This window comes from Reichenbachiella sp. (genome assembly GCF_039969095.1).
GTDB lineage: Bacteria > Bacteroidota > Bacteroidia > Cytophagales > Cyclobacteriaceae > Reichenbachiella.
Genome location: NZ_JBDVOL010000010.1, coordinates 335049 through 350366, shown reverse-complemented (window position 1 = coordinate 350366; position 15318 = coordinate 335049). Strand labels below are relative to the sequence as shown.

General features: G+C 37.7%; 17 protein-coding genes. 6 read left to right on the top strand and 11 right to left on the bottom strand.

Annotation, left to right across the window (positions count from 1 at the left end; genetic code table 11):
* Window positions 1-52: 52 nt before the first annotated feature.
* From ABJH98_RS04820 to ABJH98_RS04810, 3 genes are all read left to right on the top strand, one after another.
* Window positions 53-2503, top strand: a complete 2451-nt coding sequence (locus ABJH98_RS04820; RefSeq protein WP_348306497.1) for an FtsX-like permease family protein — start codon at window positions 53-55, stop codon at window positions 2501-2503.
* 128 nt (window positions 2504-2631) lie between these two features.
* Complete coding sequence (locus ABJH98_RS04815) at window positions 2632-3009, top strand: BlaI/MecI/CopY family transcriptional regulator (RefSeq protein WP_348306496.1); 378 nt, start codon at window positions 2632-2634, stop codon at window positions 3007-3009.
* Entirely contained in the window at window positions 3002-4252 is a 1251-nt protein-coding gene (locus ABJH98_RS04810; RefSeq protein ID WP_348306495.1) for a M56 family metallopeptidase, read from the top strand. Before ABJH98_RS04815 ends, ABJH98_RS04810 begins: the two co-directional genes overlap by 8 nt.
* A 54-nt stretch (window positions 4253-4306) precedes the next feature.
* Here the strand turns inward: ABJH98_RS04810 and ABJH98_RS04805 are convergent, their stop codons facing one another.
* The 4 genes from ABJH98_RS04805 to ABJH98_RS04790 are packed head-to-tail and all read right to left on the bottom strand — an operon-like array spanning window position 4307 to window position 8416.
* Window positions 4307-5014, bottom strand: a complete 708-nt coding sequence (locus tag ABJH98_RS04805; RefSeq protein WP_348306494.1) for an N-formylglutamate amidohydrolase — start codon at window positions 5012-5014, stop codon at window positions 4307-4309.
* Entirely contained in the window at window positions 4993-6249 is a 1257-nt protein-coding gene (locus ABJH98_RS04800; RefSeq protein WP_348306493.1) for a glutamate-cysteine ligase family protein, read from the bottom strand. Before ABJH98_RS04800 ends, ABJH98_RS04805 begins: the two co-directional genes overlap by 22 nt.
* 1 nt (window position 6250) lies before the next feature.
* Window positions 6251-7687, bottom strand: coding sequence for a RimK family protein (locus ABJH98_RS04795; RefSeq protein WP_348306492.1), 1437 nt, complete (start codon window positions 7685-7687; stop codon window positions 6251-6253).
* Between the two features lie 3 nt (window positions 7688-7690).
* A complete protein-coding gene (locus ABJH98_RS04790) occupies window positions 7691-8416 on the bottom strand; it encodes a C39 family peptidase (protein ID WP_348306491.1) in 726 nt (241 codons plus the stop codon).
* Window positions 8417-8485: 69 nt separating this feature from the next.
* Between ABJH98_RS04790 and ABJH98_RS04785 the strand changes: the two genes are divergently transcribed.
* The gene (locus tag ABJH98_RS04785; RefSeq protein WP_348306490.1) at window positions 8486-9046 is read left to right on the top strand and encodes an RNA polymerase sigma factor; all 561 of its coding nucleotides are present in this window, start codon (window positions 8486-8488) and stop codon (window positions 9044-9046) included.
* 7 nt (window positions 9047-9053) lie between these two features.
* Here the strand turns inward: ABJH98_RS04785 and ABJH98_RS04780 are convergent, their stop codons facing one another.
* Complete coding sequence (locus ABJH98_RS04780) at window positions 9054-9842, bottom strand: RMD1 family protein (RefSeq protein ID WP_348306489.1); 789 nt, start codon at window positions 9840-9842, stop codon at window positions 9054-9056.
* A gap of 92 nt (window positions 9843-9934) precedes the next feature.
* Here ABJH98_RS04780 and ABJH98_RS04775 point away from each other — a divergent pair, with 92 nt between their 5' ends.
* Complete coding sequence (locus ABJH98_RS04775; protein ID WP_348306488.1) at window positions 9935-10732, top strand: hypothetical protein; 798 nt, start codon at window positions 9935-9937, stop codon at window positions 10730-10732.
* On the top strand, window positions 10722-11237 hold the full coding sequence (locus tag ABJH98_RS04770) for a DUF350 domain-containing protein (RefSeq protein WP_348306487.1): 516 nt from the start codon (window positions 10722-10724) through the stop codon (window positions 11235-11237). Before ABJH98_RS04775 ends, ABJH98_RS04770 begins: the two co-directional genes overlap by 11 nt.
* A 2-nt stretch (window positions 11238-11239) precedes the next feature.
* Here ABJH98_RS04770 and ABJH98_RS04765 read toward each other — a convergent pair whose 3' ends face one another.
* The 6 genes from ABJH98_RS04765 to infC form a co-directional block, all read right to left on the bottom strand.
* Window positions 11240-12397: a DUF2235 domain-containing protein gene (locus ABJH98_RS04765; protein ID WP_348306486.1), complete on the bottom strand. Its 1158-nt coding sequence runs from the start codon at window positions 12395-12397 to the stop codon at window positions 11240-11242.
* Between the two features lie 10 nt (window positions 12398-12407).
* Window positions 12408-13055 carry a hypothetical protein gene (locus ABJH98_RS04760; protein WP_348306485.1) on the bottom strand — a complete coding sequence of 216 codons (648 nt, stop codon included), beginning with the start codon at window positions 13053-13055 and terminating at the stop codon, window positions 12408-12410.
* A 4-nt stretch (window positions 13056-13059) separates the two neighbouring features.
* On the bottom strand, window positions 13060-13695 hold the full coding sequence (locus tag ABJH98_RS04755) for a DUF998 domain-containing protein (RefSeq protein WP_348306484.1): 636 nt from the start codon (window positions 13693-13695) through the stop codon (window positions 13060-13062).
* Between the two features lie 203 nt (window positions 13696-13898).
* On the bottom strand, window positions 13899-14243 hold the full coding sequence (rplT, locus tag ABJH98_RS04750; RefSeq protein WP_348306483.1) for a 50S ribosomal protein L20: 345 nt from the start codon (window positions 14241-14243) through the stop codon (window positions 13899-13901).
* A gap of 100 nt (window positions 14244-14343) precedes the next feature.
* Window positions 14344-14538 (bottom strand): 50S ribosomal protein L35, encoded by a 195-nt coding sequence (gene rpmI / locus ABJH98_RS04745; RefSeq protein ID WP_084373962.1) that lies wholly within the window; start codon window positions 14536-14538, stop codon window positions 14344-14346.
* 20 nt (window positions 14539-14558) lie between these two features.
* Window positions 14559-15119, bottom strand: coding sequence for a translation initiation factor IF-3 (infC, locus tag ABJH98_RS04740; protein WP_084373961.1), 561 nt, complete (start codon window positions 15117-15119; stop codon window positions 14559-14561).
* Between the last annotated feature and the right edge of the window lie 199 nt (window positions 15120-15318).

Here is a 15318-nt window from a genome sequence, read left to right as displayed (position 1 = left end):
AGTTTCAACAATCATAAAAGGTGGTTAACATTAAGAAACAATCCTCTATATAATGAAAAATTGGATTCAAATTCTACGAAACTTCAAAAAGCAACCACTAATCGTTCTAGTCAACATTTGTGGGCTGGCATTAGGGATGTTCATTTTCATATTAATCGATAGATACATTGCTTTCGAAAATAGTTTCGACAATTTTCATCAGGATAGTGAATCTATTTTCAGAGTATCTACTACCAGATATGCAAATGGAGAAGTCTTTCATAAAAACATTGGTGCAATGCCTCCTTTGATGCCTTTAATAGAAGAGCACATCGGAGACCTTAATTCGCATGCTTTGATTTATTATGATGGAAGTTTTACGGTCCAAAACCCATTAGTCCCAAACTCTGCTTTTGAAGAGGGAAAAGCTTACTACGCCGATAGAGACTTCTTTGAAATTTTCGGATTTGAAGTGATAAAAGGGGACCAGATACATGCCTTAGATGCACCAAGAAAAGCCGCTATATCACAATTGTCTGCTCTCAAATATTTTGGAACCGAAGATGTAGTTGGAAAAATTTTAAGAACAACTGGACAAATAGAAGTTAATTATCAAATCACAGCAGTATATGCTGATCCACCTGTCAATTCACATTTCAAACCTGAGTTTCTTTTTTCATTTGATACCTATTTGAATGTTGTTCACCCTGACTGGGCCGTAAGAACCAATTGGATATGGAACGACTTTCCTATTTATATCAAAATACCTAGTGAGAAAAGAGATGAAATAGAAGAAAAAATCAATCATCTAGCTCAGGACACTTGGGGCAATTTATACAAAGAACGAAATGTCGATTTCAATTTTCACCTTCAGCCTATTCGATCCATTCACACCCACCCCGAAGCATTCAATGAATTGGAACTAGGCACAAACCACAGTATGCTTACTTCACTTCGTATAGCTTCGTGGTTGACATTGATTCTTGCGTGGATCAATTTCATAAATCTATCAACAACAAAATTTCTTGGAAGAACAAAAGAAGTAGGTATAAGAAAAATACTCGGAGCCAGTAAGACAAATCTTATCTATCAATTTCTAATGGAATTCCTGTTTACCAATTTGTGCGCATTAGGCTTGTCTCTCCTACTCTTACATAATTTGCTACCAATAATCCCAATATGGCTTGGTTTCGATTTTATTTGGATTATCGACCCTTCATTTTGGCTAGTTCTTATTGGATTAATTCTTGGAGGTGTTTTCATTGGTTTATACCCTAGCTTAATTGTTAGCAATTTCAAGGCTGCTAAGGTGCTCAAAGGAAGGCCTAACATTTCTAAAAAAGGCAAAAATTTAAGAACTGCATTAGTGTACTTACAATTTATCATTACACCAATCATGATCGGAGGAACTGTCCTTGTTTATCAGCAAACCAATTTCCTAATGAATCGAGAAATAGGTGTAAATGTCGATAAAGTGCTCAGCATAAGTGGGCCAAGAGTGAATGAATCTAATATGTCCCTCAAACAGGATTACTTCAAACAAAAGCTAGAGGAATCGCCAAACATCAGTAATGTATCAAACATAATGCTACTACCTGGAGATAACATTTATTGGAAATCGAATTTTAAAGTATACGGAGATTCAACTCAAACTCAGTATATGACCGTTAACCTTGTTGAGTATGACTTTGAAAAGGCACTAGACTTTAAGGTTCTGTCTGGTAGGTCTTTCAGCCCTACTTTCCAAGATAGTGCGACGCTAGTGATCAACGAATCGGCGGCCAAAATGTGGGGGTATGAACCTCATGACATACTGAACAAAACAATGTGGTGGCGCTACTCACCAAACTATCATCATTTTGATAAAAAAATAATTGGCGTTGTAGCGGATCACAAGCAATTACCCTATACGGATGAAAACACACCAATGGTTTTCAGTCTAAGAAGGTATACTCCAGCCAGTTTTGCCAGCACACAATTCATTGTGAAGTTGGAATACTCAGGTCAGAACGCGCAAGAAGTAGTCCAATCAGAAATAGCTCAAATCGAAAATCTTTGGCAAGAAAGTTTTCCAAGCAATTCATTCAACTATACATTCTTAGACGCGGAGTTTGAACAAAAATTTCTATCAGAAATCAAGTTTGGAAAACTATTCAAATTTTTCTCATTCATTTCGATTCTGATTGCTGCAATGGGACTTTTTGGTTTATCATCTTTCGCTATCACTATTCGGACTAAAGAATTTGGAATTAGAAAATCCCTTGGTGCCATGGCTAAGGATATATCGTTGATGATTATTATTCAATATCTCAAACTCACCAGTATCGCCTATTGTCTGGCCATTCCTATTTTATATTTCGTAGCTAGCAGCTGGCTGGAAAATTATAGCTTACGAGTAAGTTTAAATGCAGAATTTTTTCTCCTTCCACTTATTATTTCATCTTTCATTTGCCTTATTAGCATTATTCAGCAAACAATCAAAGTCTCAACAAAGAACCCAGTAGAATCTCTTCGCCATGAATAGAAATATTTCCTGAGGTCTCCATAGTACACTCGTCGGCACATGATCTAAATATTATTTAGTTAAATATTTACTATTTTAGTTTCATAACTAATTATTTAGTTATAAGATTGTGATGTAATTAGAACAATATGAAAGAACTGACTAAAGCGGAAGAACAAGTAATGAAGGCACTCTGGCAAATAGAAAGAGGCGTAGTGCACGATATCATTGCCAAACTGCCTGAGCCAAAGCCTGCCTATAATACGGTCTCCACCATTGTGAGAATTTTGGAAACGAAACAGTTTGTTTCGCACAAAGCTTATGGCAAAACCTACGAGTACTTCCCAATCATTGCCAAAAAGGACTACTCTAAGTTTTACCTATCCAACTTCATGGACGGCTATTTTGGTGGATCTTTTAAAAATTTGGTTTCCTTTTTTGCCGAGGAGAACAATTTGGATGTTAATGAATTGAATGAATTGATAGCTATTGCCAAACAAGACTCAAAACCAAACGACCATGAATAGTTTTCTCAATTACTTATTAGAATCAGGTTTTGCACTTGGCGCTTTCAGTCTATTTTATTTACTCGCTCTGAAACAAGAAAAGTCGTTTGTATTCAATCGCTTTTATCTGTTAGGTGCAGTTGTTTTGTCTCTGTTTCTACCACTAATTCATTTTAGTCTGGAAAGTGTTCCTGCCGATTTTGTGATGGGCACCATCATGATGCAGACCACAGATCTTAGTGCCAGCCCCAATACCTCAAACTTTTTTACCGTCTCCAACTGGATTTGGGCTTATGGCATTGTGGTTGGCCTGCTTCTTATCAAATTGGCTCGCAAAATTGTTTTCCTCCTCATTAAACGGAAAGATGGAATTGCAATAAAGGGATACAAAATCTATCACCTCAAAGAAAGTTTAGATGCTTACACTTTCTTAGACACGATTTATTTGGGCGACCAACTGAAAGACAGAGAGAAAGAGCTGATCTTATCTCATGAAAAAAATCACGCTCGGGGGTTGCACTCGCTAGATATATTATTGCTGGAAATTATAGGTGCCTTCCTTTGGATTAATCCTATGTTACCCCTGATCACAAAATGGGTAAGAACCAATCATGAATATTTGGCTGATGCCAAAGCAGTGTGTAAATACTCTAAGGAAACCTATGTACAAACCTTGGCGACTCATACCCTATCAAGGCATGGATTCGAATTGGCTCACTCCTTTTATAACTCATCCACACTAAAAAGAATTAAAATGTTAAATCAACAAAACAATCAAATTATGAAAATCAAACAAATCATACCTTTCATTCTAGGACTGGCCTTGGTCATCGTATTTGGATGTGAAGACGCCACAGAACAGCTTAGTGGTCTTAACGATCAAGAGGCTGCCAAAACCATTGTTGAATACCAGGAATCCATAGCAAATGAAATAGGTAACATTGAGGGAGTGTATGATATGGTAGACGTGCAACCTGGCCCTAAAGGCGGAATGACTACCTTTTATGAATGGGTGGCAGCAACGATGGAATACCCAACACAAGCTAAAAAAGATGGTATAGAAGGAAGAGTTTTTGTACAGTTTATCGTCAATGAAACTGGCGACATTACTGAAGTAAAATCCATAAAAGGTATAGGCGGCGGTTGTGATGCTGAAGCAGTGAGAGTCATGCAATCAGCAGCCAAATGGACGCCAGGCCAAAAAGATGGCCAACCAGTAAAAGTGAGAATGATCATGCCTGTATCATTCAAACTCAGAGGATAAATACGGTTTAGCTAATTAAAAAGGCATTGACCCATCATGGATCAATGCCTTTTTTCAATCCTCCACCAAATCCTCAGAGATAATCAAACTATTTGCCAAACCTGACCTAATAATTGACATCTCTTCAGTGCCTGCATACTTTTGATTAAGCTCTATTTCAATCCCTAAATATTGATCAGTAGAAAATTGTTTTCTCAAATAAGTAGTAAATCCGTCATCAGCTCCGTTGTAAGGAACATTAACCATGACAAGCTTATCAGGCAATAACTGTTCAATTTGTCGCTTCCATAGTTGACAAAATTCCATCTCGTTCCATCGAGACTCATCACATAACAAACCGATATCCACTTGCCTTTCTACGCCGTTCAAGACGGGAGTAAAACTATGAACGGACAAGTGTAATACCTCTTGCCCTTCGTTGATACATCTTGAAATGTTCTTTTCTATAGCATTACGATAGGGATGATAATATTTACTCAGCACATATTTTTTAATTGGTTTTTCCAATTCCCTTGAGTACTGAGAAAACAGCTCATCATGATGCAATGAGCGGTTAGACTCCACTAATAGCCGAGATACTCGCTGATAAGACAAAGGTGCCGGAATGTGCCTTGACATGTACTTAGCCACTTCTAAGGCGCCAATATCCCACCCGCTGTGAGAATTTAATTCTTTCTCATATTTTGCAAATAAATACCTAAACTCACGAGGAATGTAGTTGCCACCATGTTCGCATGTGATTATAACTTTTCTTTTACGCATGACTCGAAAATTTCATTGTTAGACAAACAATCCGAAAGCTCATTATACACGAGCTTGATATTTTCTTCAGTATAAATACCATCCAAAGCCGTCATAATTCTGGTCGCCAAGGTACCCGCTTCTAATATTTCATGTAGCGTGTCTAACCAGGGACCTATGAAAGATGAGTGATGTACTTTCACTAATTCCAACAAATAGCCCCAAAGTTCTTTGGCACTGGCTTGCTCCTTATTCAATCCAAAGACCTTCAAATAATCCGAATTGGTGATTTGTGTATGCTCAGCCGTTACCATCATCTGTTGAAATATCTTATTCAATGGTATGGCAGACCAACTCTGTTGATCATGTTCGCTACAGGTTTTCTCTGCCACCAGTACTTTCAGCACACCTATTATCAGTGCGACAATAGCCATATCTGCTTTAGGACATTCCTGAATATCGAGCAATCTGATTTCGATCGAACCTCGGTCGAAACGTGCAATGGCCCCTCGAGAATTGAGCCATACTGGCTCCAGGATATGCTCATTATCATAAGGTGCAACGGCCTTCTGGATCGGGTCATAAATCATCTTGTGATAATGCCTTTTGGAGAAAGCTCTTTCTGGAATCACTTTGCCAGTAATCTCAGGTATCACTTTTTGGTTGGACTGATAATAGTCCAAACGCTTATCCAAATAGCCAGTAGCCTGCCCATCCAAGATGGGCGAACTGGCGGCAATACCAGGTAAAATCGGCAAGATCAGGCGGATTGCCGCATGTAAACGAGCAAACTCCTCGTCGTCATAAAACGGCAAATTGAGGTGTGTACTTTGCAAATTCGACCAGCCGTGACCCTTGCAATTGAAGATACGATTGTAGATATCATAAATCTCATTGTTGTCATGCGGCCATAAGAAAGTCTCCTCCTCTGGGTTCATCAACGGATGAGCTGCACTAGGCAAGAGTTTTGCATTGTATGCCAAGAGCTTTTGATTGATATTCTTGATATTTTGCTGAAAACCCTCACATAAACCGATGAGATCTCCTTCGGGCTTAGAACATTTCAATTCCAACACATGAAGCACCAATTCATTGCTCCAAGTCACAAGTCCACAATCTACTTCGTTGCTATATTCTCCAAATACGCTTTTGATAAAATCGTCCGTGATCGGCTTAATAGCCAACGTATCAATATCTACGATCATATATTCCAGCTCTATCCCATAGCGCTGAAACAGGTGCATTCTTGTATTCATATCAATTCAATCTTTCTAAAAACGTATCCATTATTCTGGCATACAACTCATTTTTAAGGACTTTGTCCTCCACTCCTGCGTCTATGCTGGGGTTGTCATTTACTTCTATTACACAAAAAACACCATCAATCTCCTTGATGTCTACTCCATAAAGTCCTTTTCCAATAAGGGATGTAGCTTTAAGTGCAGTTTCAATCAATTTAGGAGGTGCATCTTCTACTTTTATGGTTTCACTCTTTCCTTCTCTATGCTCACCATTCGTCTTCCAGTCCACAATCTGCCAGTGGTTTTGTGCCATATAGTATTTACATACATATAGCGGCTTACCGCCAATGACACCCACTCTCCAGTCATAAGTGGTTGGTACAAACTCCTGCAGAATCAATAGTTCAGATTTGCTAAACAATTCCTTTAATGCTGGCTTCAACTCGCCTTCATTGGCAATCTTCTTTACTCCTTTTGAGAAAGAACCATCAGGCTGTTTGATTACCAAAGGGTAATTGAACGCATTTGGAATCTCTTGATGATCTTTTCTCAATATATGCGACTTTGGCACTTTGATTTTGTTGGCCACCAACAGCTCATGCAAATACACTTTGTTCGTGCATTTCAATATTGAGTTTGGGTCGTCAAACACAACCAACCCTTCGGATTCAGCTTTTTTGGCAAAACGATAAGTGTAGTGGTTCACATTGGTGGTCACCCGAATGAGCAAGGCATCAAATTGAACCAACTTGCCTATGTCGTTTTTGGTGATAATTTCTACATTGAATCCTTTCTTTTCCGCAGCAGCAATGAATTTTTGAATCGCTTTTGGACAAGACGGCGGTGTTTGATCCTCTGGGCTCAACAATATCGCCAGATCGTATTTCTTGCGTGCGTACTTTTTACGCACCACATTTTTACCCATTACATAGAAGTGAAGCGCCTTTTGAAGCATAGGGAATTCACTTTCTCCTATCTCATTCATGTGCAAAGTCTTCAAAGACTGTAGCTGCCACTTATCTTTTCTAAGAAATACTACTTTAATGATCGGCACCTGATAAAGATTAAATATCAAAGCACCCAATCGACTAAATGCAGATTCGCCGGTATGACCAAAATAGACCGTCAACTCAAATTTGTTTTCTAGAATACCTTTCAGACTTTCATTAATCATATCTTCAAAATCGTCTGCATCATCCTTGATCAACGAAGGAAATCTAAAGTCCTGAAGGGTGGCTATTTCAGGAATAACCTTGTGTCCTCTAGCTTCAGCTAATAAGGAAACATAATAGCCCACACTTTGATACTGGTGCGATTTGCATAAGTTGATGATCTTGAATTTCTTGGATTGATATTCCGCTTCCCCAAAATAAATAGTTGGCGTAACGACGGTTACTCCTTCAAAATTTAAGTCCCATTTTTCAGGGTTTTCGGTTATAATAAGCTTTGCCATGTGTTAGTTTAGTTTTGGTCTGATCATCAATAAGTTGGCATCATAAGTCACCACACCAAGCATGATAGAGGTAATCATTTTCTGATAGCTCACCTTATAATACTGATAATCACTAATAGGATTATACTTTAAAGGGTCTGCAATATAGACTTGACGGCTGTCTGGATCATAGCCATTCACTATTACAAAATGACCACTCGGCTCCCCTTTGATATCATCATATACTACGTCAAACTCACCATATTCTCTAGGGCTGTCGTATAGATAGGTAGCGCTCAAACCTGAAAGAATGGGTATATCTTTTGCCAAATAGGATCTAATCAAAGCGGGAGTTAACGCTTCGTATTTAATTGTTCCTCCCAAGTACAAAAAATCAAGATAGGCCTGACTCGCTGCTACTAAAACTTCGTTATCAGCTTTGGCCTCCATTTGAGCTTTCAATTTGGCTACTAAATCTACCTTCCCTTTAAACCAGGAGGGGTCAAACACATGGAGATTGAAGGTATAAATGGTGGCTTCATAACCCCTTTGGAGTGCATGAATACCTAGTAGAACCGCCAAGGTACCACCTGTGGATAATGAGCTGACTTGCTGAATGACCTCTTTCAATGGAATTACATCTCTATAGTAGTTGTACACACCATGTAGACATGTAGGACCACAAGTCACATCATTTGGCTGTGCTTTTATATCTACGTTTAGTATCTTTTCTTTGATTGTAGTTTGCATTTTATGCTATTACTTTATCTATATTTCAACATTGGACGCAGGGTTTAGAAAAAGTCACAAAACTCATTCATGATAGACAAAAATATTTCTGATGAAGATTTGATCGCTATCCTTCAGTCTGAAGGAAACCTCTCCTATTTCTCAATTTTGACTGAGAGACATGAAAAAGGCATTCTAAACAAATGCAAGAGTTATGTGAAGGATGAGGATACAGCGGAGGATCTTTGCCAAGAGGTGCTGATTAAAGTCTTCTTAAAACTCAAATATTTTCGAGGGGAAGCAAGGTTCTCCACCTGGCTTTTTGCTATCGTGCACAACACCTGCATGGACTACTTGAGAAAAAACAAAAAAAGTCAAGTACTCAAAGTCATTACAGAAAAAATGGCTGATGAGGTAGCAGAGATGATAGAGGGTGTGGATGAAATTCCAGAGGAACTCTCCTTTCAAATACTAGAAGAGCTCCTTGAGGTTATTTCGCCTGAAGAAAAAATGCTATTACTCCTAAAATATAAGGAAAAGCATTCCATCAAAGACATTCAAACAAGTTTGGGACTGTCTGAAAGTGCGGTAAAGATGCGGCTCAAACGAGCACGCACCCATGTCAATGAGCTCTATCAAAAGCTTCAATAGTAATAGATTAGAGCATCTTGGATATGAAAGTATCCAATACTTCTACCAGAATCAAAATGATAATAATCCACTCCAGCCTGCTACTTTCCTTGTGATGATATAAATCCAGGTACGCAGATAAGTTATCCTTAATGATTTTGAAAGTGCTGTCAATCGAACGATACCTTGAGCTCAGCTCAAAATGTTTGGATAAGGTAAGGTTTAATTTCTCTAAATATTCATTTTCCCATGTCACAGCAGGTGCATCAAAAATGTAGAGATTTTCAGCTATTCGGTTTTGAGTGTTGAGTGCTTTGCCTACAAATTTCAAAATACTCTTCTGACCTATCTTCAATTTGCCCTTAATTTCGAGTTCTCCCGTAAATTCTCTAATACTTGTGAGTAATTCTTGAGAAACCGTATCGTAATATTTTAGAGCCAGACTCTGTCCCAAATTCAACATCGCGATTCGAATCACCTCTTCATTAATTTCCGGAAGTGTGATATAGTGAAATTCGATTTTATAATCTCCATCAGACAACTTGATACCAAAATCATCTGAATAATACTCCAACTCATTTATGTCTTTTACAATAGCCAATTCCATCAGTACCTTAGATATTTCTTCTTGGCTACAGCCATAAAACACAATCACTCCGTAGTTAAATATTCGGCCATATTTACCATCACCTATGCTGAAAAACAGATCAGTTGTACTGGTCTCTAAAACCATACTGGAGAGAATCGTTTTACATTCCTTCAAATTGATCGGATTTTGAACGTGAAAAGCTTTTAGGGTATTTATTGAATCAGGCATTTTTCTATTCTTTTTTCGATGTTGGACGCAGCTTTTCAAAAAAGTCACTCCAAGAAGCCAATCATTCCTTATGAATATTTATTATTGACGAAGTGAAAGGATGGAAATTTCTCATTTGGGTGTTAGTGATCCTGTTTATCAATAAATCAGTGATCATATCTTTATTCAAGCAGTCTATTCCAGCATCTTTTAGTTCGTGCGAGGAGTTTCAATATCCGGGTACTGAATCCATCAGACATCAACGGAATTGGGAAGACCTAAAATATCGAGCTGATTATTGCGTGTCTTATGAAGTCGACAATTCTTCCAATCAGAAAGCCTCCCTTTTTAAAAAGAGAATGAATGACCCTAAAGCTCATTCTTATCATGAATTTTGGGGCATGGTTTATAAACAATTAGCAGATACAGACAGTAACCAGATTCTTTCCATCGTCGATTCACTAGACCAAATGGCTAAAAATGATTCGCTGGACTACACTTCATTTGCTCATGCGGTCGTAAAAATGGTTCAGGACATCCCCTATCAGTATATTATTTCTGGTTCATGCACCAGCGAACATAGTGATTACCCTTGCTATAGCAATCAGCGCTACGGCATCACCTCCCCGGTCGAATTCCTTTATACGCTAAAAGGGGACTGTGACTCCCGAACCGTATTGATTTATACCATTCTCAGACACTTTGATTACGACCCAGTAGTGCTCATAAGCAAAGAATATCGGCATTCGATGCTAGCTCTAAACATTGCAGCAGCTGGTGAGCACCTCATGATTGCTGGTAAAAAATACTACTTTTGGGAAACTACCGCTACGGGTTGGGAACCAGGTATCATTCCACCCGGAATGGAAAATAAGAAATATTGGAACATCGCACTCAAACATGAACTCTAACGTCTTTCTACTCGGCCTGATCGAGATCCTTTCGGCAATCAGTATGGGATTAGTCATACTATCAACTACTTACAAAATGCTCAAATGGTATGGCAAAAAACGATTTGACATAGGTCATAACAACGTAGCCTATAGCATATTTATAGCCAGTGTATTATTCGGAATGGGACTGATGGTAAGTGGCACCATCGAGCCGATCGTTTCTTCATTCAGGCTCCTATCAAACACGGAAGAAAGTACCACAGGATTATTTGTTTCCTTTTTGTTACGCGGAGGTATTTACATTTTCATAGCGTATTCAGCAGGCTTGTTTATTAGCATAATCGGAATAATGATCTACTCTAAACTAACGCCCATTGATGAATTCGTAGAAATGAAAAACAACAATATTGGAGTAGCACTCATCTCAGGAGCCATCATCATTACTTTGATTCTTTTGACTAAAGATGGTGTGGCTCTAGTCATTGAATCATTGATTCCTTATCCAGAATTGCCTCCTCGTTAAAATCATTTTACCACTTCATATTTTCCTTTTAATACTTTTACATTAAAAGGCATGTATTGGAAATTTGTAATAGCTGTGGATTTCCGTTTGAACAATCCTTTGACTTCTACGACTGAATAAGAGTTTCGTTTGTACGCAATATCTTGATACAGCTGGTGAATTTTTGGAGATAAAGTCTCTGTTTTTTCTCCATCAATTTGCACTTTCACTTCCCGCAGGCTTTTACCAAATCCATGACCTTGAAAATGAAAATGAGCCCTTTCAACATTCAACTTAGCAGACTCTTCATATGCATTTTGATCAATTAAAAAGTCATTCAACTTTCTTTTTTCATTCCATTGAAACAACTGGCCTATCATATAGTGTAGATTGACTTGAGACAATTCCTTTTTTAGATAAGTCCCACCTATATCCGAATGAACACCTGGAAACCAAACTTCATGCGTCACTTGTTTTTTGTGATTCATGAGTGAAGGTCTAAATGAATTTCTGGTCTCGTCAATACTAACCAGATGAACGGCTCGCTGGATATTTGCTGCGATATGTTGATCTGTAAACAGGTCTTTTTTGCTCAATTTAAAAGTGGCCAGGATATTATTGAGCAGCCCCAGTGCACTTACGGTATCCCAAACACCCAAGAATTCGATATCAACCTCTTTTTTCTCGCTCCTATCGAATTTGACTTTATCTATTCGCTGCTCTACCACTCTGGTTTCACGATTTTCAACTGGTTTTAAGCTGATATCCACACTTTTAGGAATACCCTCTCTATTAATTTTTGCTGCTAATAGTCGCGCAGCGGCAGCCCCTCGACTAAAACCAAAAATGTAAATTCTATCACCATTTTGCCAGTCCTTTACGAGTCTGGCATAAGCACGATCTACAATAAGACGTATCGCCTTGCCATCTGCCCCTTTCCAATTGTGGCTTAGCCACTTATTATCATTGTCATTGCCGACCCCTCGATGATATCTGACAATTTGCTTTTCCGGATCATTGATCAAAATTCTTGAAAGTTGCACAATATTGGTAACAAGTCCACTTCCGTCCAAACCAGTTTCATCATTCCAAGTACCATCTAAAAGTATGATATGCTTACGTTCCTTTTCAGTGGCATGATGATCCTTTACGTAGTGTTGGCTATAAGTTGATTTTCGCATGTAAGTAGGTTTAGTTTTGTTGGTCAATAAATAATAGCGTGTCTGAGAAAATATTATTCCTTATCAGTTTTTCGAATTCTTCGGTTGTCCATCGTACTTCAAAAAATTCTTCTTCCGAATTAGATAAAACCGGTTTTATATCTAAATCAATCAATTGATCTATATCGGGATACGTCACTAATATTTTATTCTGATTTGTAACTCCCATCAAAAACAGTTCCCACCACTCGTTATCATCTTTTACGTTCAACACGAACTGATTTCCAACTTGTCGCAAAAATGCTTTTTTTCCCAATTGCACTTCTAAAATTTCTCTTGTTACATAATGAATCGAATCATTTCGAATCTCAAATGCACGACCTCTACCCATGATTTTTTGACGAACTGAGTCATAAGGGTAAACTTTGTTGTTTTTAAAAATTGAAAATGTTGTGGTATCTGATTCGGTGTATGGAATTGATATATTTTTATATTCAATATTCGCAAAGTAGAACTTTCCCACGATCAATGAGTCTTTTTCATCCGTCCAAATACCTCGAAAAGGCTCCGGAAAAGCATAAATATTTTTCCCATCTACAGGCTGAGCTTGATCAAAATATCGCTGGCTACAAGCCGATAATACTAAAAAGGAAATAATTAATAGTCTTTGATACATCATCTATTTATTTAGTTTCACTATCAGAAAGTATAGCCCCACCTTTAGTTAACCAAGAAAATCCAAACGCTACTAAGGCTGCCGTTTCTGCCCAAAAAGTATATTCAAATTTTGATTTTGGAAATAGCATACTGTATATGGGAATACTCACAATACAAAATAAGATCAGCCAACCACAAACTCTATAAATACGATCTCTAGATCTCTTATTTGGAGTTCTGTTGGCATCGTTGTCATCTTTAGTTTTTGTAAAAAGCAACAATGAAAAAATAGCGAATGTGACAAATAAAGAAGCTGCCATACCATAATGAATCCATCCAATGGTATCTATGGGATCAACTTCAGTAGTTGGAAACCAAGCTACGCCCAGCGCAAATACGCCTGCAAAATTTCCAGTCCAATCATCCCTCCAATCAAAGCCCGTATAAAAAAACATAAAAAGAGCGACGGCACAAAGCGCACCGATAAAAACGCGACCCATTGTAGAATAATAGTAATGGCTAATGGACTCCCAAGAATTACAATCCAATAAATAGGTGCCGATGAGCAAAACAAAAGGTAAGGAAATACCAATCCAACCTACTGTCTTTCGCAGGGCCAAATATGAATAAGTATGATTTAGGTATTTAGTTGGTGTTGACATGATAGGTTGGTATGAGTAGTTCGTATTGAAAGTTAGAAAAACTAACAACAACTCACAACTACCTATTTGGAATGTCTTAACTCTTGTTTCCAGATTAAGAATTAAGAATTAATTCAAGTTGTATCAAGCATTCAACAAGTTGAGGCACAAAAAAACCCTGACGTTTACCGTCAGGGTCTCAATATCTATCAGTTAGATTCAGTTTATTTCAACTGATCAATCACTGCTTTGAAAGCTTCTGGGTGATTCATTGCTAAGTCAGCCAATACTTTTCTGTTCAATTCGATTTCAGATGCAGACAATTTGCCCATGAATTGAGAGTATGACAAGCCATGCTCTCTTGCACCAGCGTTGATTCTCTGAATCCACAACTTTCTGAATTCTCTTTTCTTAACTTTTCTGTCTCTGTAAGCGTAGTTGAGACCTTTTTCAACGGCGTTTTTAGCAACCGTCCATACATTCTTTCTTCTTCCGAAATAACCCTTGGCTAATTTCAGAACCTTTTTTCTACGAGCTCTACTCGCTACTGTGTTTACCGATCTTGGCATAATTTTTAACTTTTTTGATTATTGGCGATCTCACTTCCGTCAGATACTTATGAACCAATACTCTGGTGAAAATTTGAACCTAATTCCGATCTAATCGAAATTAAATGTTGAGCATTTCTTTAACATTAGCTACATCTGACTTGTGGACTAGGCCCATTTTAGTCAAGTTTCGCTTTTGCTTGGTTTCTTTCTTTGTCAAGATGTGGCTTTTGAAAGCATGCTTTCTTTTGATTTTTCCAGATCCTGTCAGCTTAAACCTTTTCTTAGCTCCTGCTTTAGTTTTAACTTTTGGCATTTGTATATATTGATAAAAAATTAATTCTTCTTTTGAACTTTAGGAGAAAGCATCAAAAACATTCGTTTACCTTCCAATTTAGGAAGTTGCTCCACCTTCGCATGTTCTTCGAGAGACTGAGCAAATTTCAATAACAAAATTTCCCCTCTATCCTTGAACACAATCGTACGGCCAACAAAATGCACATAAGCTTTCACCTTTGCACCTTCTTTCAAAAACTTAATGGCATGATTTAATTTGAAATTAAAATCATGATCATCAGTATTGGGACCGAACCTAATCTCCTTCAAAACACTTTTATGCGCTTTGGATTTGATCTCCTTTTGCTTCTTCTTTTGCTCGTACTTAAACTTCGAATAATCGGTAATTTTACAAACCGGAGGATCAGCATTAGGCGATATCTCCACTAAGTCCAACCCTTGATCTTTGGCCATATTGATGGCTTGTGAAGTCTGATATACATCGACCTTTACGTTTTCACCTACTACCCTAACTTCTCTGGCAGTAATTCGATCATTTACTTTGTAGGGTTCTTCAACACGACCTCTAAAGCCACGTCTTTGGAATCTTTGTTTAGCGATTTTTACTTAAGTTTTAGATTTACAAAAAATTTCGAGGTGCAAATATCAACATTATTTATATAAAAACAATACCAGAGTACCGTAATGCACATTTTATTTATCACCAATCTTTTCAAATTGAACAAGGACTCAAAATTAATTACTCTTTTTCAAGACACCTTATTATATGGTGTATATTATTAATGCTTTTAATTGGTAA